General features: G+C 65.6%; 20 protein-coding genes. 9 read left to right on the top strand and 11 right to left on the bottom strand.

The annotated features are described in order from the left end of the window. Positions 1–51: 51 nt before the first annotated feature. The 3 genes from pstS to R3P95_RS09845 all read right to left on the bottom strand — a co-directional run bounded on the left by pstS (position 52) and on the right by R3P95_RS09845 (position 3,018). Positions 52–1,149, bottom strand: a complete 1,098-nt coding sequence (gene pstS, locus R3P95_RS09855; RefSeq protein WP_317548232.1) for a phosphate ABC transporter substrate-binding protein PstS — start codon at positions 1,147–1,149, stop codon at positions 52–54. A gap of 201 nt (positions 1,150–1,350) precedes the next feature. Further along, a complete protein-coding gene (gene mshD, locus R3P95_RS09850) occupies positions 1,351–2,256 on the bottom strand; it encodes a mycothiol synthase (protein ID WP_317548231.1) in 906 nt (301 codons plus the stop codon). Continuing rightward, positions 2,257–3,018, bottom strand: coding sequence for a winged helix-turn-helix transcriptional regulator (locus tag R3P95_RS09845; protein ID WP_068049874.1), 762 nt, complete (start codon positions 3,016–3,018; stop codon positions 2,257–2,259). Positions 3,019–3,148: 130 nt separating this feature from the next. Here R3P95_RS09845 and R3P95_RS09840 point away from each other — a divergent pair, with 130 nt between their 5' ends. From R3P95_RS09840 to R3P95_RS09820, 5 genes are all read left to right on the top strand, one after another. Further along, complete coding sequence (locus R3P95_RS09840) at positions 3,149–3,928, top strand: LmeA family phospholipid-binding protein (protein WP_317548230.1); 780 nt, start codon at positions 3,149–3,151, stop codon at positions 3,926–3,928. Then, positions 3,925–4,344: a thioredoxin family protein gene (locus R3P95_RS09835; protein ID WP_317548229.1), complete on the top strand. Its 420-nt coding sequence runs from the start codon at positions 3,925–3,927 to the stop codon at positions 4,342–4,344. Before R3P95_RS09840 ends, R3P95_RS09835 begins: the two co-directional genes overlap by 4 nt. 252 nt (positions 4,345–4,596) lie before the next feature. Further along, positions 4,597–5,085 (top strand): DUF4395 domain-containing protein, encoded by a 489-nt coding sequence (locus R3P95_RS09830; protein ID WP_317548228.1) that lies wholly within the window; start codon positions 4,597–4,599, stop codon positions 5,083–5,085. A gap of 74 nt (positions 5,086–5,159) precedes the next feature. After that, entirely contained in the window at positions 5,160–5,996 is an 837-nt protein-coding gene (locus tag R3P95_RS09825; protein WP_317548227.1) for a sulfurtransferase, read from the top strand. Position 5,997: 1 nt separating this feature from the next. Continuing rightward, positions 5,998–6,303 (top strand): DUF1416 domain-containing protein, encoded by a 306-nt coding sequence (locus R3P95_RS09820; RefSeq protein ID WP_037194601.1) that lies wholly within the window; start codon positions 5,998–6,000, stop codon positions 6,301–6,303. A 79-nt stretch (positions 6,304–6,382) separates the two neighbouring features. On the opposite strand, the gene R3P95_RS09815 is transcribed toward R3P95_RS09820, so the two are convergent. Beyond that, a complete protein-coding gene (locus tag R3P95_RS09815) occupies positions 6,383–7,903 on the bottom strand; it encodes a cutinase family protein (protein ID WP_317548225.1) in 1,521 nt (506 codons plus the stop codon). 405 nt (positions 7,904–8,308) lie between these two features. Between R3P95_RS09815 and R3P95_RS09810 the strand changes: the two genes are divergently transcribed. After that, positions 8,309–8,929: an FABP family protein gene (locus R3P95_RS09810; protein WP_149405585.1), complete on the top strand. Its 621-nt coding sequence runs from the start codon at positions 8,309–8,311 to the stop codon at positions 8,927–8,929. A 196-nt stretch (positions 8,930–9,125) separates the two neighbouring features. On the opposite strand, the gene R3P95_RS09805 is transcribed toward R3P95_RS09810, so the two are convergent. From R3P95_RS09805 to R3P95_RS09780, 6 genes are all read right to left on the bottom strand, one after another. Further along, on the bottom strand, positions 9,126–10,712 hold the full coding sequence (locus tag R3P95_RS09805) for an amino acid ABC transporter ATP-binding/permease protein (RefSeq protein ID WP_317548224.1): 1,587 nt from the start codon (positions 10,710–10,712) through the stop codon (positions 9,126–9,128). Then, on the bottom strand, positions 10,705–12,405 hold the full coding sequence (cydD, locus tag R3P95_RS09800) for a thiol reductant ABC exporter subunit CydD (protein ID WP_317548223.1): 1,701 nt from the start codon (positions 12,403–12,405) through the stop codon (positions 10,705–10,707). The genes R3P95_RS09805 and cydD overlap by 8 nt, the downstream gene beginning before the upstream one ends. Then, positions 12,402–13,439, bottom strand: a complete 1,038-nt coding sequence (gene cydB / locus R3P95_RS09795) for a cytochrome d ubiquinol oxidase subunit II (protein WP_317548222.1) — start codon at positions 13,437–13,439, stop codon at positions 12,402–12,404. Before cydB ends, cydD begins: the two co-directional genes overlap by 4 nt. 9 nt (positions 13,440–13,448) lie before the next feature. Next, positions 13,449–14,993: a cytochrome ubiquinol oxidase subunit I gene (locus R3P95_RS09790; RefSeq protein ID WP_317548220.1), complete on the bottom strand. Its 1,545-nt coding sequence runs from the start codon at positions 14,991–14,993 to the stop codon at positions 13,449–13,451. Positions 14,994–15,124: 131 nt separating this feature from the next. After that, positions 15,125–15,991, bottom strand: a complete 867-nt coding sequence (locus R3P95_RS09785; RefSeq protein ID WP_317548219.1) for an aminodeoxychorismate lyase — start codon at positions 15,989–15,991, stop codon at positions 15,125–15,127. A 34-nt stretch (positions 15,992–16,025) separates the two neighbouring features. Beyond that, a complete protein-coding gene (locus R3P95_RS09780) occupies positions 16,026–17,324 on the bottom strand; it encodes a dicarboxylate/amino acid:cation symporter (RefSeq protein WP_068049893.1) in 1,299 nt (432 codons plus the stop codon). A gap of 110 nt (positions 17,325–17,434) precedes the next feature. Here R3P95_RS09780 and ygfZ point away from each other — a divergent pair, with 110 nt between their 5' ends. The 3 genes from ygfZ (at position 17,435) to R3P95_RS09765 (ending at position 19,652) form a co-directional block, all read left to right on the top strand. Then, complete coding sequence (ygfZ, locus tag R3P95_RS09775; RefSeq protein ID WP_317548218.1) at positions 17,435–18,556, top strand: CAF17-like 4Fe-4S cluster assembly/insertion protein YgfZ; 1,122 nt, start codon at positions 17,435–17,437, stop codon at positions 18,554–18,556. Next, positions 18,553–19,188 (top strand): MOSC domain-containing protein, encoded by a 636-nt coding sequence (locus R3P95_RS09770; protein ID WP_317548217.1) that lies wholly within the window; start codon positions 18,553–18,555, stop codon positions 19,186–19,188. The genes ygfZ and R3P95_RS09770 overlap by 4 nt, the downstream gene beginning before the upstream one ends. A 272-nt stretch (positions 19,189–19,460) precedes the next feature. Further along, positions 19,461–19,652, top strand: a complete 192-nt coding sequence (locus R3P95_RS09765) for a DUF3073 domain-containing protein (protein WP_082898823.1) — start codon at positions 19,461–19,463, stop codon at positions 19,650–19,652. A gap of 72 nt (positions 19,653–19,724) precedes the next feature. On the opposite strand, the gene purM is transcribed toward R3P95_RS09765, so the two are convergent. After that, a complete protein-coding gene (purM, locus tag R3P95_RS09760; protein ID WP_032376541.1) occupies positions 19,725–20,825 on the bottom strand; it encodes a phosphoribosylformylglycinamidine cyclo-ligase in 1,101 nt (366 codons plus the stop codon). Positions 20,826–20,885 lie beyond the last annotated feature (60 nt).

Here is a 20,885-nt window from a genome sequence, read left to right as displayed (position 1 = left end):
CTGCTTCGGCTCGCGATGCCGCGAGCCGAAGCAGGACTACGTCTCATTTAATCAGGCGATTGCTTCGATAGCGGTGATCAGACGCTCCTTGAAGCGGTCCGGCAGCGGCACGTAGCCGGCTTCCTCGAGGCCCTGCTGGCCCTCGTTCGCGGCGCTGAGCAGGAACGACTTGACTGCTGCCGAGGTGTCGGCGTCGTAGCCCGCCGAGCAGACGATCTCGTAGGTGGCGAGCACCAACGGGTAGGTGTCGGCCTCGTTGCTGGCGTACAGCGTGTCGAGGTCGAGCACCAGGTCGTTGCCCTCACCGGAGAAGGTCACGGCGTCGATGGCAGCGGCAGCACTCTCGGTGCTCAGCTCGACCGGGCCACTGCCGAAGTCGATGTTCGCGGCGCTGAGGCCTTCCTGCTCGACGAAGCCGAACTCGACGTACGTGATCGAGCCGGGAGTCCCGGACACGGCCTGGGCGACGCCCGAGGAGCCGTTGGCACCTTCGCCGACGCCGCCGGCCCAGTCGGAGCTGTGATCGAGGGTCCAGGCCTCCGGAGCAGCGTCGGACAGGAAGCGCTGGAAGTTGTCGCTGGTGCCCGAGGAATCGGAGCGGTAGACCGGGGTGACCGGGGTGGACGGCAGGTCGACGCCTTCGTTGAGGGCGGCGATCGCGGGATCGTTCCAGGTGGTGATCTGGCCGGTGAACATCCGTGCGGTGACATCGGGCGTGAGCACCAGGCTGTCGACGCCGTCGAGGTTGTAGGCCACTGCGACGGGCCCGAAGACCAGCGGCAGGTTCCATGCCGGGTTGCTGTCGCAGCGGGTGGCCGCCTCGGCTGCCTGCTCGTCCTTGATCGCGGAGTCGGAGCCGGCGAAGTCGACCAGACCGGCGACGAACTGCGTACGACCGTTGCCCGAGCCGCTGGTGGTGTACTCGACGGACTTGCCGGAGCAGACGCTCGAGTAGACCGAGGTGAAGTTGGACATCGCGTTCTGCTGAGCAGACGATCCTTCGCCCGTGAGCGGAGACTTGCCCTCGCACGAGGCGGAAGAATCGTCCGCGCCGACGGTTTCGACGTTCGCGTCGCTACCGCATGCGGTCAGCAACATGGCGCTGATGGCCACTGCACTCATGAGAGCACCGTTGCGCTTGAGGTTCACCTGTTTCCTCCGAGGAATCTTGGGCCGTGTCCACGGCTCGGACCTGATCGGCCGCGCTGTGACTGTGTGGGTGCCGGCTCGAAAGAAACCTCGCACCAGGCGGCGTAGGTTGCCGCCCATGGAGAAAGGTAGGGGCAGGTGGTAGACGTTTACCCCCGCGTGGGTGAACGGAAGATGAACACCGCAGTCTGAAATGTCCGTTCAGACGCTGCGAGCGTATGCGGCATCCACGTGGTAGTTCTCGAAGCCCAGCTTGCTGTAGGTGTGCACGGCAGCGGTGTTGTCGGCCTCGACGTACAGCATGATCTGGCCGAGTTCTCTGCTACGTAGATAGTGCAGGCCGGCCAGCGTGAGCACTCGGCCGAGGCCGCGCCCCTGCGACTGGGGGTCGATTCCGACGACGTACACCTCACCGATGGCGGGTTCCGAGCCTTCGGCCGGATGAACCTTCGTCCAGTGGAAGCCGAGGAGGCGGTCGCTGCCCTCCTCGAAAGCCAGGAACAGTCCTGCCGGGTCGAACCACGATTCGTCTCGTCGTGAGGCGATGTCGCGATCGGTCCAGCCACCCTGTTCGGGGTGCCAGGAGAAGGCCGCATTGTTGACCCGCAGCAGCTCGGCATCGTCCTGATGCCCACGATACGTTCGAAGCGAAATACCTTCCGGCACAACCACATCCGGAAGATCGGGATGCGCGGACGCGCGACGCATCTGCAGCAGCTCGCGAACCACCTGCAACCCGAGCCGCGCCGCGACCGACTGCGCCGCCGGCAGGTTGCCGTGCGCCCAGATACGGGTACCGGAGCCGATTTCGAGTGCGCGAGAAACCAATTCGCGTCCCACTCCGTGACCGCGGAACGGCGGATCGACGACGGCCTCGGCCATCCCGTCGGCGATTCCGACGTAGCCGACGACACGATCACCCTCGGTGGAGACCAGACGAACGACGTCGTCACCTCGGTCGACAGCCTTCACGGCCTGCTCCGACAAGGGCGCAGTGCCATCGACTTCCGTTGCACGGGAGAGGATCTGATGAATCTCGTAGGAAACGCGCGAAGACGGTGCGTCGCCGTCGATGGGGTGGACGTCGAACGCAGGATCCGAATTCATCTACGAGAGAGTACTCTCTTGCTCGAACTCGAAATCCGCATCGTCGGAATCTCCGCCGGCAGCGTCCGAGACCACCGGTCCGCCCTTGGCATTGCGTGCGGGTCGAACGGCCTTGTATCCCACGTTGCGTACCGTTCCGATGAGCGACTCGTACTCGGTGCCCAGCTTGGCGCGCAGGCGTCGAACATGGACGTCGACGGTGCGCGTGCCACCGAAGAAGTCGTAGCCCCACACCTCCTGCAGGAGCTGGGCGCGAGTGAAGACCCGCCCCGCGTGCTGAGCCAGGTACTTCAGCAGCTCGAATTCCTTGTACGTGAGGTCGAGCGGACGACCTCGCAGCCGAGCGGTGTAGGTACCTTCGTCGATGACCAGTTCGCCGAGCGTGATCTTGCCGGAGGTCTCCGGGCTGGCAACTCCTCCACTACGCCCGACCAGCAACCGCAGCCGGGCGTCGAGCTCTGCGGGGCCGGTACCGGGGAGCAGGATGTCGTCGAGACCCCAGTCGGAATTCACCGCGACGAGCCCACCCTCGGTGAGCACCGCGACGACGGGGATGGCCGATCCGGTACTTCCCAACAGGCGACACAGACCACGAGCGGCGGCCAGGTCCGTACGAGCGTCGACCAGCGCGATGTCCGCCGAGCCGGCTTCGAGAAGCGAGGACACCTCGGTGGGTACCGGGCGTACGTGATGCGCCAGGAGAGCGAGGGACGGCAGAACGCCCTCCGGATTGGGATCGGAGGTCAGTAGTAGGAGCTCCACTGCGTCTCCATTCTTACTGCTGGCCGGTCCAGTCCAGGCTGGACTTGAGTGATCGTCAAGGACACAGACTAGCTTGTCCGTACAACCGGCCGAAGAGGGCAGTGCGCGATTCGTCGGTCACAATGGACCCGTGCGCACACTTCTCATCGGACTCGCCAGCCTGCTGGCCCTCACCCTCGTGGTGGATTTCGGCGCTGCGGCCTACTCGGAGTATCGAGTCTCCCGCGCGATCCGCGCCGGCGGTGAGCTCACCTCGGACCCTCAGGTGATCGTGCACGGTTTCCCGTTCCTCACCCAGGCCGCGGACGGGCGCTACCAGAACATCGAGATCCGCGCGCAGGACGTGCCGACCGAGTACGTCGGCTCGACGACGATCGAGGCCAATCTCCGCGGCGTGCACATCGAGTTGTCCGACTTGATCGACAACAACGTGCGGGCGATTCCCGTGGACGAGCTCGACGGCCGCGTACGGATCGAGGCCACGGACCTCGGCCGGTTCCTCGGCATCGTCGACCTGCAGGTTTCCGCGCCGCCGGCCGACAAGTCGGACGGCACCGGCGGCTCCGGCGGATCGGGCATGACCACTACCGGGGGCGTCGTGCTGACCGGAACGGTTCCGGTCGGCCCGCTCGAGACGACGGTGAGCGTGCAGGCCGACCTGTTGCTCGAAGGTGACGGCGTCGCCATCGTGGCGTCGGACTTCTATTTCGGCCCGGAGGGTCAGGCGGACTTCTCAATCCCCGATTTCGCCAAGCCCACGGTTCTCGGACTGTTCACCAAGACCATCGAGCGTCAGAACCTGCCCTTCGGGCTCGTCCCGACCGACGTCTATGCGGAGGGCTCGCAGATCGTCGTCGAGGGATCGGGCGAGAACGTGACCATCGACCTCAACGAAATCGAAAAGCCGTGACAGGGATCACAGTTCTCGTCGTCGTGGCGATCCTTGCCGTCGCTACCGGATTGGTCCTGCGCAGCCGATCGGGTGCTGTGCGGGCGGTGCGTGAGCCCGACACCGAGACCGACGACCTGTACCCGCTCCTGCTCGACGCGGGTGCCACGACCGACTCTGCGACCGTCCTGCACTTCTCGGCCGACTGGTGCGGACCGTGCGCAGCCGTACGACGTGTCGTCCAACAGGTACTCGACGACCGGAGCGATGCCCGCGAACTCGAACTCGACATCGACGCCCATCCGATCCTCGCTCGCGAACTGGGCGTGCTGTCACTGCCCACCACTTTCGTACTCGACACCCGATTGCAACGGCGCTCCAGAATCGCGGGTGTGCCGTCCGCTGCGGCGCTGCGGTCGGCACTCGACGCTCTCTGACCTCGATTCTTCGGACCGGCGGTAGGACGCGCCGCTGGTAGCGGGTACGATGCTCTTCGTGTTCTCCTGCCGCGAGCTGATGCTCACCAGTCGTCGCACAGTCGATCTGTGCCGACTGGGCGGTTGTTGCTGTCGCTGCTGCTGATTTCCTTCTGCCGCCACGCCCATGCGTGATGACGGCCCGATGATCGAAATCCATGTCCGAGCACTGCCGATGCGGCGTGCCCCGACCTCGCACAGGAGTACCTCTCGATGTCGACACCCGACACCCGGACCACCACCCCCACTGCCACGATCGACCAGGTGGACGTTCGTGGTCCACGCTTCGCGGCGTGGATCACCACCGCTGTTCTGGTCGTCGTTCTCCTCCTGACCACGTTCTCGGTCCCCGCGGCGGCAATCCTGCTCGGGCTACAGGCGATCGTGTTCGGAATCGGAGCCGTCCGCGGACCCAAGCGCAGTCCGTACGGCACGATCTACGCGACATTCGTCGCACCGCGGCTCTCCCCCACCAGCGAACGAGAGCCGGTGGCACCGTTGAAGTTCGCTCAACTGGTGGGCTTCGTGTTCGCCGCCGTGGGAGTCCTCGGCTTCGCGGTCGGCGCTCCCGTCGTCGGAACCGTGGCGGCAGGCTTCGCGTTGTTCGCGGCCTTCCTCAACGCCGCGTTCGCGGTCTGCCTCGGCTGCATGATCTACCCCCTCGCCTCGCGGCTGCGCACCACCTCGCACACCGCATCCTGAACAGGGTCGCTTGAGCAGGCTGCAGTCCTGTCTCGACCTTCACCGATCCATAGAGAAAGACCGAAAGGAACACCATGGCTCGCTCCGACGTCCTGGTCTCTGCCGACTGGGCCGAGCAGAACCTGAACGCACCGAAGACCATCTTCGTCGAGGTCGACGAAGACGCAAGCGCCTACGACGGCGGACACATCGAAGGTGCGGTCAAGCTCGACTGGCGCAAGGACCTGCAGGACCCGGTTCGCCGCGACTTCCTCAATCAGGAACAGTTCTCGGACCTGCTGTCGGCCAAGGGCATCAGCAACGACGACACCATCGTGCTGTACGGCGGAAACAACAACTGGTTCGCCGCCTACGCCTACTGGTACTTCAAGCTGTACGGCCACAAGGACGTCAAGCTCATCGACGGTGGACGCAAGAAGTGGGAACTCGACGGCCGCGCGCTGTCCAAGGACGTCGTCAGCCGTGAGACCACGCAGTACCGCGCCGAGGCACCCGACCTGTCGATCCGTGCGTTCCGCGACGAGGTCATCGACGCCATCGGCAACAAGAACCTGATCGACGTGCGTTCGCCCGACGAGTTCTCGGGCAAGATCCTCGCCCCGGCTCACCTTCCGCAGGAGCAGGCACAGCAGCGTGGCCACGTCCCGTCCGCGATCAACATCCCGTGGAGCACCACCGCCAACGAGGACGGCACGTTCAAGTCCGACGAAGCGCTCGAAGAGCTGTACAAGACCAAGGGCTACGACGACAGCAAGGCCACCATCGCCTACTGCCGCATCGGTGAGCGTTCGAGCCACACCTGGTTCGTCCTCAAGGAGCTCCTCGGCAAGGAAGACGTCAAGAACTACGACGGCAGCTGGGTCGAGTACGGCTCTCTCGTCGGAGCACCCATCGAGCTGGAGGTTCACTGATATGTGTGGAGCACCCGTACAGGGCCAGACCATCCCCGCAGGTGTCGACGTCGAGAAGGAAACGGTCATCACCGGCCGCGTCCTCGCCGGCGACGGTGAGCCCGTAGCAGGCGCATTCGTGCGGCTGCTCGACGGCAGCGGCGAATTCACCGCAGAGGTCGTCGCGTCGGGCACCGGAGACTTCCGGTTCTTCGCCGCTCCCGGACAGTGGACGCTTCGCGCGCTGTCGGCATCGGGCAACGGCGACACCGTGATCGCTCCCGAGGGCGCAGGCGTGCACTCGGCGAACGTCACCGTCGGAGTCTGATCCGACCGGCTCGCTTCGAACGAAAAAGAACCCCGCACCTGCTCGCAGGTGCGGGGTTCTTCCGGCTCGGTGGAGGCTTCTAGTTCGGGACGGGCACCGAGGTGGCGGGATCGGGGACCGTCGAATACTGCGGCGGGAACATCCCTTCCGGTACCGGAATGCCCTGCGATTCGAGGAACGCTCCGAGATCGCTCACCTGCGTGACCGTGCCGGGCTCCGGCAGCAGGCGGGGTTCGGGTGCGGTCTCCGGGGCGGGGGCTTCCGGTGTCGCCGTCTGCGGTGCGTTCTTCTTCTCGCGTTCGGTGCGCGCAAGGTCGGTGATCCAAGCGACCATCTTCTCGCTCTCCCACTCGTACCCGTCGTTGGGATCGTTGTACCAGTACGACAGGTGCTGCAGGAAGCCGAGCGCCAGGTAGGGCCCGAGCACGACATCGGCGATGCCCTTGTTGTTCTCCTCGAACCCGGTGGCCTCGGCGCGGAGCTTGGCTTCCACGGTCTCGGCACCGGGCCCCATCGCCCAGTTGAGATCGGCGAGGAGCTGCTCCGGTGTCAGTGCGTCCACCGCCTGCTGATCGGCGACGGTGTAATCCACATCCGCCACCCTCACCAAGACCTGCAGCAGAGTCTCGTCGGAGGTGAACCATGATTTGTCGGTGGCGATATCGACGATCGCGCGCGAAGCAATGGTCGTCACTGCGCGCGCGAAGTCGGACACGGTCTGTACCGGGTTGAGGACGGTCAGCCGCATCTGCGAGATGACCTCGAGCGCGAGCTGCAGAAGTTCGATGTCGTCCGGAGCGTCGCACGCCAGATCCCACGGTCGGCACGACCAGGTGACCTTGTCGGTCAGCGTTCCGTAATCCCGCGGCGACTGGTCCATGAAGCCACCGAGCGATTCACCCGGCTCGTCGCCGAAATTCGGCACACCGGCCGGGCGGTAGGGCGAACCGACCATGATCACGCCTGCGATGTCGTCGCCGTTGACCAGGGCACTCGAGTCACGCGCGCCGATCTCGGTGGACAAACGATCGAGTACTTCGCCGCCGACGCTGTATCCGAGGAGTACGAACTTGGTTCGATCTCCACACTTGACCTTGTACTCGTCCATCAGACGATTGGTCGTTGCGACACCTTCCACGATCGACTCGTGGTAGGTCGGCACGTCGTCCAGAACGTCGAAGCCGTACGTCGAGGAGTACGGGACGTAGAGCCAGCCGACGGTACCCGGGCTGTCGGCATTCGCCTCACCGACCGGGACCGTCACGTTCCCGACCCAGTTCGACGCGACCGTGGACGCCTGCTCGGCCAGAGGATTGCGGTCCGACGCCGAGTCGGTGGCACCGGACACCGCCAGCACCAGCACATCTGGGCAGTCCTGGGCGTAGTTGTCGGGGTCGATGTTCGGCCCCTGCGACGATCCGAAGTCGGAGGAACCGGAGTCGGATGATCCCGACTCTGCCGAGCCCGACTCTGCCGATCCCGAGTCCGGAGCGGCGAATGCGGCTGCGGGAGCAGCAAGCGCCAACGCCAGGGTCACCACCGCCGACCTCATCAACAACGGACCGAACGACGATGTCAGAGCCCGTTTACGACGCAGCATTGTTGCGGAGACCTCCCCAGCCTTCGTGACAGAACACAGTGAACAACATCGGAAACTCACCCACGAGCGCCCGACGCCCCCCGAAGAAGGTACCTGCTCGACAGGATTTCTCCACAGCTATGAGTGATCCAGCGCACTCGAGGCCCCGAATTCGGTTAGATGTCACCAAGGACACAGGCGGTATTCGGGCCGCTGTCCTCGACGACGATCGCTGCGGGTTAAACTCGCACTCGTGGTCATCTTCTTCGAGCTACTTCTCGTTCTTGCGGCAGTAGCCATCATCGCGTTCTCGCTCTACGTCGTCTACCGACTGGTCAACGACGAGTCGTGACAGAACCGGTTGAGGGGCAACCCGGCAGAGCAGACGAGGGGCTCGATACCCCCGTCACCAGTGGCGACGAAGCAATAGCGGCTGCCGAACAGAAGTTCGCCGACGCGTCGACGCGGAACGTTCCGGTCCTGCCGGACATCCCGCACCCCGACGACACGGCCAATCTTCGCCTCGGCCCCGATCTGCACCCGTCGATGCTCGCTCTGCTGCCGCTCGTCGGCGTGTGGCGTGGCGAGGGCGAGGGCCACGACCCCGAGTCGGGTACCGACTATCCCTTCGGTCAGCAGATCGTCGTCACGCACGACGGGGGTAGCTACCTGAGCTGGGAATCACGTTCGTGGCGACTCGACTCCGACGGCAACTTCGCACATCCCGACCTCCGCGAAACCGGATTCTGGCGGATGAGCGGAGGCCACGGGCTCAAGGGTTCCGACGACGAAGAGCTCGTCGAACTGCTGCTGACCCACAGCACCGGAGTCGTCGAACTGTATTACGGCCACGCCCTGACCAAGTCGTCCTGGGAACTGGCCACCGATGTCGTCATCCGTAGCACCTCGGGTGCGTTGGTCGGCGGGGCCAAGCGGCTCTACGGCATCGTCGAAGGCGGGGACCTCGCATACGTCGAGGAACGCGTCGTCGCCGACGGCCCACTGGCACCGCGGTTGTCCGCGCGCCTGTCTCGCTACATCGGCTGAGACACAACCACTTCGGTATCCACAGCGAACGGCCCCCGAGCCATACCTGATTTCAGGTCCCGACCGGACAGGTCGGGGGCTCGGGGGCCGGGTAGCTGCCTGGGATTCGCTAGCCGCTCGCGCGGTCTTCGCAGTGAATCCGTCAGCGATTGCGGCTAGCTGACAGCCACCTCACGCGTCCTAGAGTTCATCAACTTCAGACCACCTCCTCTCTCGTGTACTTCACAACGTACGCCCGAGTTTCCGAGTCGGCAAAGAGTTTTTTCCCACGATTCGAGCCGAGGTCGATCACCTGGTCGGCGTCGGTGTTCTCCGGCAGTTGATGAGTGACGACCACCACGGTTCGATCGGCTCCGAACAGACCGTCGTCGGTGGTGAGCAACTCTCGCAGTAGCTGTTCGCCGGAGATTCGGTCGAGATGCTCGGTCGGCTCGTCCAGCAGCACGATCGGGGCTGTACTGAGCACAGCGCGAGCCAACAGCAGTCTGCGCCGTTCTCCGCCCGACACGGCCTGCGCACCGCCGACCAGGGTGGTGTGGACCCCGAGGGGCTGCGCGTCGAGCCATGGGCCCAGGCCAACACGTCGCAGCGCATCCGATGCCTGTGCTTCGTCGACATCGCCGCGCACCACACGCAGGTTCTCCAGAATCGAGGTGTCGAACAGATGCGCGTCCTCGGCGAACAGCGCTGCGTCCGAACCGCATTCCTCGGCGAACTCCCGCAGCATCGTGGACTTGCCCGATCCGCTGGGCCCGATCAGTGCGCTCCGCGCAGTGGTGCGGTTGAGTACCCCAGAGGGCACATAACCACGCCACTGCGGCGGAGCCGCATCCAGCATCGCCATGACTCGAGTGGCCGCGATTCGTCCACGCATCAGGGCGATTGCCGCCCCGGGGAGTGCCGCGGTCGCCTCGAAGGCAGCGAGCGGAACCAGCACGATGATCGCCAGAGCCATCGGAGTCATGCCGCCTGCGGTGCCTCCGGTCGGTCCGTACAACCCGATACCGACGAGAAAGGACCCGATCACCGATGCACCGATCGACAACGGAACGGCGGCATCGGCCAGCGCCGACGGTCGCGCCGCCCGGTCGCGGGCAGTGACCGAATCCTGCGCTGCGCCGCGGGCTTCGGCGAGCGTTGCGTCGAGGCGCCCGGCGACCCGCAGTTCTGCGGCGTGGTCGAGTGCTCGGACGGCGGTCTCGGCGAACCGCGCGTCGGCGTCGGCTCCGGCCTCCTCGGCGATCCGTGCCGACCGCGCCGCCAGAATCGGTGCACCCACCCCGGCGATCAGCAACGACACCGCCAGGATCGACGCGGCAGCAGGCGCGATACCGGCGAGCAGTCCCACGGCTGCGAGCATCATCACGACGCTGACACAGATGGGGACGATCGCGCGTATGACAACATCGCCGAGCACATCGACGTCCGCCCCGGTACGAGCCAGTACGTCACCGCGCCGCAGAGCGAGCGCGCCGTGTCCGTTCGCCAGCTGCTCGTAGATCCTCGTGCGCGCTGCCGTCGTACCGCGCAGGGCCGCGTCGTGCGTGGTCAATCGTTCGAGGTAGCGGAACACACCGCGCGAGATGCCCAGCGCCCGAACGGCTACCACTGCGACGGTCAGATCCATCACCGGAGGCATCTGCCAGGCTCGGGTGATCAACCATGCCGACAGTGCGGCGAGAGCCAGTGCGCTGCCGAGTGTTGCCACGCCGGCCGCCACCGCCAGTGCCACCCTGCGCGGGGAGAGCTCGAACAGGGCCAGTGCGCGTCGTAGGTCAGACATGATCGAACTCCGGTACCACCGGCGAACTGCTTCGCACCTCGACGACGCGATCGGCGGCGTGCAGCACCGCGCGCCGGTGACCGACCATCACCACGGTGACGCCTCGGTCGGCTGCATCTCGAATGGCGTGCAGCACAGTCTGTTCACTCGCCGCGTCCAGGTGCGCCGTCGGCTCGTCCAGTACCATCACCGTCGCGTCGGAGACGAAGGTTCGGGTCAGGGCCAGGCGTTGCAGTTCGCCGAGGGACAGACCCACTCCGCCCTGCCCGACGCGAGTGTTCCAGCCGTTCGGGTGCTCTCGCAGTACGGCGTCGAATCCCGAAGCGCGGCAGGCTGCGTCCAGCGCATCGGCGTCGGGCACACCGTGGAGGGTGACGTTCTCGTACAGAGTGCCGGGAAGCAGCACCGGCCGCTGCGGGAGCCAGGCGACCTGAGCCCACCACCGGTCGAGGTCGAGATCGACCACGGGCACGCCACCGACGAGTACCGCACCGCTGGTGGGCGACGTGAGCCCCAGAACGGCCTGCAGCGCGGTCGATTTACCCGAGCCGTTGGGGCCGGTCAGTACCGTGATGGTGCCCGCTCGGCACAGCGCACTCAGTCCGGCCGGAGCGTCGCCGTCCCGGCTCGCGACGGTGAGTCCGACGAGTTCGATGTCCGCGGTCGTCGCGTTCACGGTCCGGCCACCGGTCGGCTGTGTCGTACGCCGGTCCAGGACCCGGAAGGCTCGCTCCGCGGCCTCGACGCCGTCCTCTGCTGCGTGGAACTGGGTCCCCACGGCGCGCAGCGGGAAGTACACCTCGGGGGCGAGGATCAACGCGATGATGCCTGCTTCGAGCGTCATCTCCCCGAAGACCAAGCGCAATCCGATACCGACGGCCACCAGCGCGACACACAGGGTCGCCAGCAACTCCAGCACCATCGACGAGAGGAAGGCAACCTTCAACGCGCGCATCGTGGTTCGTCGATGGGCATCGCCCAGTGCACGGATGCGAGCGGCCGGGCCGTGTTCGCGGCGCAGCGCGCGCAAGGTCGGCAGACCGGCCAGTAGATCGAGCAACTGCGCAGACAACCGGGTCATCGTCGTGAGCGTCGCCGCGGCTCGGCCCTTGGTCAGCAACCCGATCAGAATCATGAAGATCGGGATGAGCGGCAGGGTCACCGCGATGACCACAGCCGAGGTCACGTCCTGAGTGACGATGACGACCAGAACGAGCGGAGTGACGATGACCGCGGACACCAGCGCCGGCAGGTATCCGGTCAGGTACGCGCGCAGACCCCCGATGGCTCGGGTGACGACGACGGTCAGCTCTTCCCGTTCGCGGTCGAGCTCTCGGGGCTCGAAATATGTTGAAGCCGTGAGTACCTCGACTTCGAGCTCGGCCACCACACGCGACGCCGACCGGTGCGCGTAGCGGGACTGGGCTCCGGTGGCGAGCACACGGACGGCCATTGCGCCCGCCAGCACGGCGAGTTCCGTCGTCCAGGCGGACAACGACCGTGCCGTCGGGTCGGTGATGACGCCGGCCAGTACGCGGCCGATCGCAAGCGCGCCGACGATGATGCAGACGGTGACGACGGTCGACAGAGCGACAGTGACGATCAGGTAGCCCCGCGCCGATCGGGAGTACTTCCACAGTCGCGGGTCGACGGGCCCCTTCGCCCGTCCCCGCGGCACAGCGGGCGCGGTCACGATTTCACCGTCAGTCCGATCGAGTCCGGGATCTGGGCACTCGAAATGCGCTGGCGGAAGACCCAGTACGTCCAGGCCTGATATCCGAGGACGACAGGAGCGGCGAAGGCCGCAGCCCACGTCATGACCTTCAACGTGTACGGGCTCGACGACGCGTTCGCGATGGTGAGATCGAACGCGGCATCCGTACTTGACGGCATGACATTGGGGAACAGCGAGGCGAACAACAGCACCACGACGGCAACGATGGCAACGCTGGTGAAGACGAATGCCCAGCCTTCGCGCACTTTCGCCGTCAGCGCGACGACGAGAAGCAGTGCGACGGCGGCCACCGCGACGAGTAGCCACGTCCACGTCTTGCCGTGCGCGAGTTGGGTCCACAGGGCGAAGGCGCCGCCGACGATAACTGCCGGAACCGACAGGCGCGCCGCAATTTTCACGGAATCCTCGTGCACGTCCCCGGAAGTCTTGAGCGCGATGAACACCGCGCCGTGCAGGGCGAACACCAACGCCATGGTGGCACCGCCGAGCAGAGCGTAGGGGTTGAGCAAATCGAAGAAGCCTGCGGTGACCTTCTTGTTCTCGTCGATCGCGACGCCGCGCACGATGTTGGCGAACGCGACGCCCCACAGCACCGCTGGAACCCACGAGCCGATGCCGATGCCGATGTCGCAGCGTCGACGCCACACCGGGTCGTCGATCTTGCCTCGCCATTCGATGGCGCAGATACGCAGGATCAGCGCCACCAGGATGAGCAGCAGCGGCAGGTAGAAGCCCGAGAACAACGTGGCGTACCACTCCGGGAAGGCCGCGAACAGTGCGCCACCTGCGGTGATGAGCCACACCTCGTTGCCGTCCCAGACCGGGCCGATCGTGTTCAGAACCGCACGCCTGCGCTTCTCCCCCGTGGCGGCGTCGGGATGCCTGCCCAGGATCGGCATGAGCATGCCGACGCCGAAGTCGAAACCTTCCAGCACGAAGTAGCCGACGAAGAAGAAGGCGATGACGAAGAACCAGAATTCGGGCAGTGACATGGTTTTCCCCTAGTACGCGAACGAGAGCTGTTTGGGCTCTTCGTCTTCCGATTCCGGTGGATCGACGTGCGGATGCGCGTCGTGGTCGAGAGGCCCTTCGATGACATAGCGACGAAGAAGGAAGAACCAGACACCACCGAGGGCGGCGTACAGCAGTGTGAACGTGACCAGCGAGGCGAGAACGAGGCCGACGGGATGGTCGGACACGCCCTGGTCCACGGTCAGCCGTATCTGATCGACTCCCGAGAGGTTCGGCGCGACAACCCATGGCTGACGGCCCATTTCGGTGAAGATCCAGCCCGCACTGTTGGCGAGGAACGGCGTCGGAATCGCCAGCAGCGACAACCACGAGAACCACTTCTGGTCGGGAATCCGGCCACCCCGGGTGACCCACAGACCCGCGATGGCGAGCAGGGCCGAGCCGGCGGCCAGTCCGATCATCATTCGGAACGCCCAGTAGGTGACGAACAGGTTCGGCTTGTAGTTTCCGGGGCCGAACTGCTGCTCGTACTGCTCCTGCAGTTGGTTGACGCCCTGCACGGTGGCACCGAAGTCGTTCTCCGCCAGGAACGAGGTGAGTCCGGGAATCGCGATGAGGTGAATCACGGATTCGCAGTTGTTGTGGGTGCCCACGGTCAGGAGCGAGAAGCTGGCCCCGGTCTCCGTGTCGCACAACGATTCTGCGGAGGCCATCTTCATGGGCTGCTGCTCGAACATGAGCTTGCCCTGAATGTCTCCGGTGATGGCGAGCGCACCGCCCGCAACGATCATGACGATGAAGGACATTCGTGCTGCGGATCTGAACATCGAACGCGAGTCCGTGGCCGGGAGCGGAGCCTGCGTAGCGACCCCAGTGGCCGGGAGCGGAGCCTGCGGAGCGAGTCCGTTTTCGGACAGCGGAGTGAGCGCAGCCTGCTTCCTGCGAGCCTCACGCACCATCCACCAGCCGGAGATGCCGGCGACGAAGGTCGCGGCGGTGAGGAACGCTCCTGCGACGGCGTGCGGAAAGGCCGCCAGCGCAGTGTTGTTGGTGAGCAGTGCCCAGATGTCCGTGAGTTCGGCGCGGCCGGTCTCTTCGTTGTAGATCGCGCCGACGGGATGCTGCATCCATGAGTTGGCTGCGATGATGAAGAAGGCGGAGGCGTTGACGCCGATGGCGACGAGCCAAATGGTCGCCAGGTGAACGAGTTTCGGGAGTCGGCTCCAGCCGAATATCCACAGGCCGAGGAACGTGGACTCGAGGAAGAACGCGACCAATCCCTCGAGCGCGAGGGGTGCACCGAACACGTCACCGACGAACCGTGAGTATTCGCTCCAGTTCATGCCGAATTGGAATTCCTGGACGATTCCGGTCGCGACGCCGAGGGCGAAGTTGATGAGGAACAGTTTGCCGAAGAACTTGGTCAGCCGATACCAGGAGTCCTTCCCGGTGATCACCCACATGGTCTGCATGGCGGCCACCATCGGCGCGAGGCCGATCGTGAGAGGTACGAGAATGAAGTGGTAAACGGTGGTGATACCGAACTGCCACCGCGAGACATCCAACGCGTCCATCGATACTCCGAACTCTCACACCCGAGCTGTGACGGGCAACACCGCAGGTCAGGGCGTTGGCCCGCGACAAACTCGAATGTACTACTACGATTAGTAGTAGGGAAGAGTCTTTCGGCAGGGTCGTTGGACTCCTATCGAGTTTCGACCGCCTCCACGGCCGTATCGACCATCGTCGAAACGTCACCGGCACGCCTCCGAGTGCCCAGAGGAACGCCGTTCATCGCCGTGACCCGAGCCGCGAGGGTGACGCTCGAGACAAGCCAAACGCCATCTGCGGCAATGAGATCCGCGGGATACAGGTGCCCGTGTTCGCATGTCCAACCAGCGGACTCGGCCACGGCGAACAACCCGGCGACCGTGGTTCCGGCCAGGATGCCCTGTTCGACGGACGGTGTGACGAGAGTCTTACCGCGCGCGAGCACCACCGTCGAGCGCGGGCCTTCGAGCACCCGGCCCTCGCTGCTGAGGTAGATCACGTCGTCGACACCCTGCGCTGCGGCATGCCGCAGCGCGGCCATGTTGGTCGCATACGACAACGTCTTGGCCCCCGCGAGCTGCCACGGCGCTCCCGACGAGAAGTCCACCGAGTAGCCGCGATCGAGCGTGATCACCGACACCCCGTCGGTGCGCGCTGCCCGCACTCGCTCGGGCAGCGGCCCCACCGTCACGTACGCGGTGGGGTCACCACCGCCCTCGCGTCCGCGGCTGAGGACCACGCGAAGAACCGCCTCGTCCTCCGACTCCTGCGCCCACAGACCCACGGACTGTTCGACGACGGCGCGCCACTGTTCGAGATCGGGGACGGGTAGGTCCAGCGCCTTCGCCGACGCCACCAGCCGGGCCAGATGCAACTCGACCGCACAGGCCGCGCCGCCGCGCACGAGCAGCGTCTCGAAGACCCCGTCGCCGCGTACCGCGGCCAGGTCGTCGGCGAACAGCAACGGCCGATTCGCGTCGTGCACTCGGCCGTCCAACGTCACCACTACCGACTCCGACATGCCCGCCACCCTAGAGGGGAGCGGACGCGTTCGATCAATCCGCTCGGTCGGCCGTTGCCAGCGCGTCGGCGTACTCGTCGAGGTCGAGATCCTCGGCGACGACGACCTTGGTGCCGTTGTAGACCTCGCGGTCGATCTCGTCGTCGGCGTTGGCGACGAGCATCGCGACGAACGTGTCTCCGTTCACGTTGAGGAAGGTACGGAAGATCCCGGCGAACCAGTCAACGGCGATCAGCAGTCCGACGGCCTCGAAGGGAAGGTCGAGCGAGGTCGCGAGGAACATCGCGACGACGGGGAATCCGCCGGGCACGGTGATGGTGCCCATGTTCAGCAGAACCGCCAGGCCCATGCCCAGCACGATCTGCCCGAGGCTCAGGTCGATGTTGCCTGCCTGCGCGAGGAACATCACCACGATCATGTAGTTGAGCACGGCACCGTAGGAGCCCATCGTCAACCCGATCGACAGCGTGAAGTTGGCGACCTTCTGACTGACGCCGACCTTCTCGACGGTGTTGCGCAGCACCGTCGGGAACGTGACGGCCGAGCTCGTCGTCGTCACTGCAACGGCCGTCTGTTCGGTGAGCTTGCTGGGCAGCTTCCACGGGTTCAATCGGGTCCGCATCGTCACGACCACGACGAAGAGTGCGAACAGAATCAACACCCCGAGCAGCGTCGTACCGAGGTAGCTCAGCGCGGTGGACACCACGGAGAATCCGACGTCTCCGGCGAGCGCGGCGAGCAGGCAGAACACACCGACCGGGGCGATGACCATGACGAGCCGGATCATCGTCAGGACGATCTGCTGGATCTGGTCCATGAACGAGAGCACCTGGGTGTTGCCGGTCTTGGTGATGTGACTGCGCAGCGCGATACCGAAGAGCAGCGAGAAGACGATGATGGGCACCATCGTCGCCGTCGACATGGCGTCGAACACGTTGGTGCTGACGAAGTTCAGCAGTGTGTCCTGCCAGCCGAGCGCCTCGCTCGCCGACTCCTCGAGCGCCGGATCGAGCTGCTGGGTGAACACCATGCCCGCGCCCGGCCGAATGATGGTGCTCAGCACCCAGGCCAGCACAGCAGCGACGACCGAGAACCCGATCATCCACTTGAAGGTGCGAAACGCGATCTTGCCGGTTCCCGCCCCCGCCATCGACCCGGTGGCCACGATGACCGAAGCCATCACCAGCGGGACGATCGACATCTGGATCAGTCGGATGAACAGATCACCGATGAACTTCAGGTTCGCGGCCCACTCTCCGACCACCAACCCGAACACGATGCCGCCGATCGCGGCGAGGCCGATCTGCGCGGCCGGATGCGCCAGTTTCTTCATGGATCGACACGCTAGGTCCGTGTCGTCGCGGTGCCGTGTCGTCGCCGTTTCGAGGGTGTAAAGGGACCGGTCACCGAGTTGCTGCGCCGACGGGCTCCTACTATGGAGATGTGTCCGACACAGTCACGATCAGCCCGAGTCCACTTCTGACACTCCCCGGCGCAGTGCCCTCCCCCGACGACAGCGTCGATGCCGGGGTGGCCTGGCACTACGGCAATCCGTTCGGCGAGCAACGCGACGCGGTCAGCGGCGCTGCCGTCATCGACCGATCCCACCGTTTCGTGCTGGCCATCAGCGGAGACGAACGCCTGAGTTGGTTGAACACGATCTCGAGCCAACTCGTCTCCAACCTGCCCGACGGCAGCTCGGCCGAGAATCTGAGCCTGGATGTCAACGGCCGCATCGAGCATCACTTCGTCCAGACCGACCTGGCCGGCGTCACGTACATCGACACCGAGCGCTCGGCCGGACCGGATCTGCTGTCGTTCCTGAAGAAGATGGTGTTCTGGGCCAAGGCCGAACCCCGTGAGGCCGACGAACTCGCCGTTCTCACCGTCCTCGGATCCGACGCGGCGTCGGTGCTCGAGAAGGCCGGCCTGCCGGCTCCGAGCGCGGTCTACGGTGCGTCGCCGATCGACGGCGGCGGTTTCGTGCGGCGGATGCCCTGGCCGGGCGAGAATTCCTACGACGTGGTGATCCCCCGCGCGAGCCTGAGCGAGTGGTTCCTCCGACTGCGCGACGCCGGGGCCGCCCCGGCCGGAACCTGGGCGTTCGACGCGTTGCGGGTGGAATCGTTGCGTCCGCGCGTGGGAGTGGACACCGACGAGAAGACCATTCCGCACGAGGTTCGCTGGATCGGCAGCGCCGCCGAGTTCGGTGCGGTGCATCTGGAGAAGGGCTGCTACCGCGGGCAGGAGACGGTCTCGCGCGTGCACAATCTCGGTCGACCGCCCCGGCACCTGGTGCTGCTGCATCTCGACGGTTCCGCGGACGGTCGGCCCGGCACGGGCGATCCGGTGACCGCAGGCGGACGCTCGGTGGGCCGTCTGGGCACCGTCATCGATCACTTCGAGCTGGGGCCGATCGCGTTGGCTCTTCTCAAACGGACGATTCCGGTCGACACTGCCCTCGAGGCGGGGCCGTGTGCCGCGTCGATCGATCCGGATTCGATCCCGTCGTACGACGACGTCCAGGCCGGCCGCGCTGCGGTCGACCGCCTGCGCGGCCGGTGACCGGGAGGGTCCTCGCGGTCTGCGTCGTGCACGCCGATGTTCCGTTCGGACGCCGAGCGGTAGTCGACAGTGGTATCGACAAGCGGCCCGTCGACGGGCAGGTGGACGTGCACGAGCTCGGCATCGGCGGTGATCACTGTCGGGACACGAAATTCCACGGCGGACTCGATCAGGCCGTGTACGCCTACGACGAGGTCGAGGCGCAGCACTGGGCCGACGAGCTGGGGGTGCCGGTTCCACCGGGTCGATTCGGGGAGAACCTCCGCACCGAGGGTGTACCGGTGACCGACGCGGTGATCGGGTCGCGGTGGCGCATCGGCACGGTGACGTTGGAGGTGACGATCGCCCGCAAGCCCTGCGCGACGTTCGCACGGTGGATGGACCAGCCGAGATGGATCCGTCGCTTCGCGGACCGAGGCGATGTGGGTGCGTACTTTCGAGTTCTCGAACCCGGGGTCTTCGGCGGCGGTGACACGGTGACCGTGGAGTCGGTACCGCAACACGGGGTGACGGTTCGCGACCTGTTCCGAGGAACCGACGCGACCGCGATGTCCACTTTGCTCGATCAGCCCGATTTGGCACCGAAGGTCTACCGCGATGCGGCCGCGGCATTGAAATCGTTGCGGAACTGACCCCTGAGTGCGTCGCTCCCCATGACGCGCAGCACGTAGTTCTCGTGTCGCAACATGAAGATAGTTTGCCTGTGCACGGATTTCTGCAGGTACAGGCTGCGTCGACCCTTTTCCCGGGCGTGTCGCGCCCGTTCGCCCGGCATCGACACGTGGTGCCGTCTGCGCATCGCGGCGATTCGCGCGCTAGAGTGTGTCCCAGGAAGAAATACCAACTCTAACGGGGCCGCCAAATTTCCCCAGGCCGCCCCGAAAGTCCGCGAGGGGGCACCGCCATGGGCCGAGGCAGGGCTAAGGCAAAGCAGACAAAGGTCGCTCGTGAGCTCAAGTACAGCTCGCCTATTACGGACTTGGAGAGACTGCAGCAAGAGCTCTCCGGTGGTTCGTCGAACTCGCATCGTGGCGGCGTCGACTCGGACGCGCCTTCCCGAGTCGAAGAAGACGAGTACGAGGACTGGCGACGCTAGTACTGAGCACTGAACGACTGAGGGGGAGCCGCGGTGCGGCTCCCCCTCACTTGTTTGCCCGTCCTCGGGCGATCAGAACCTCGGGTGGTTACCCAGCAGAAGCGCACGCTCGTCGGCGACGTCCTTACCGGTCGCCTTCTTCACCGTGCCCAACGTCCAGCAGTCGATGTGGCGTGCGGTCAGCACGGCGAGTGCTCGATCGACGTCCTCGGGTGCCACGATGGCGACCATGCCGACACCCATGTTGAACGTCTGCTCCATCTCGGCCCGCTCGACGCGTCCGCGCTGAGCGATCAGCGAGAAGATCGGGGCAGGGCTCCACGTGGTGCGGTCGAGTTCGGCGACCAGGCCCTCGGGCATCACCCGTGAGAGGTTGTTCGCCAATCCGCCGCCGGTGACGTGGCAGAACGTGCGCACGTCGGTTTCGGCCGCGAGCGCGAGGCAGTCCTTGGCGTAGATCTTGGTCGGTTCGAGCAGCTCCTCACCGAGGGTGCGGCCGAACTCCTCGACGTGTCCGCCGAGATCCATGTGGTTGATCTCCAGCAGCACCTTGCGCGCGAGGGAGTAGCCGTTGGAGTGCAGACCCGACGATCCCATGCCGATGACGACGTCACCGGGACGCACCCGCTCGGGTCCGAGGATCGAATCCGCCTCGACGACGCCGATGCCGGTGGCCGAGAGGTCGTAATCGCCGTCGGCCATCAGTCCCGGATGCTCGGCCGTCTCGCCGCCGAGCAGTGCGCAGCCGGCGATGATGCAGCCTTCTGCGATGCCCTTGACCAGTTCGGCGACCTGCTCGGGAACCACTCGGCCCACGGCGATGTAGTCCTGCAGGAACAGTGGCTCGGCACCGCAGACGACGAGGTCGTCGACGACCATTGCGACCAGGTCGAGGCCCAGGGTGTCGTGCTTGCCGAGCGCCTGCGCCACGGCCACCTTGGTGCCGACGCCGTCGGTCGAGGCGGCCAGGACGGGCTCGCGGTAGTCGCCCTTGAGCGCGAAGAGGCCGGCGAAACCGCCGAGACCGCCCATGACCTCGGGCCTGCTGGCCTTCTTGGCGAGCGGCGCGAACAGTTGCACTGCTCGATCTCCTGCGGCGATGTCGACCCCGGCCGCCGCGTAGGAGGCACCGCCCGAGTGAGTTGCGCTCGTGGGTTGGGATTCCTCGGTCATTCGGCTCCAGCCTGTGTACTCGATCATGTCAGCGCCCGTGACGGCACAGATAGCGCCCTA

This window comes from Rhodococcus cercidiphylli (assembly GCF_033042225.1).
GTDB lineage: Bacteria > Actinomycetota > Actinomycetes > Mycobacteriales > Mycobacteriaceae > Rhodococcoides.
The sequence above is the reverse complement of the archived record's forward strand: the minus strand, read 5'-3'. Positions and strand labels throughout refer to the sequence as shown.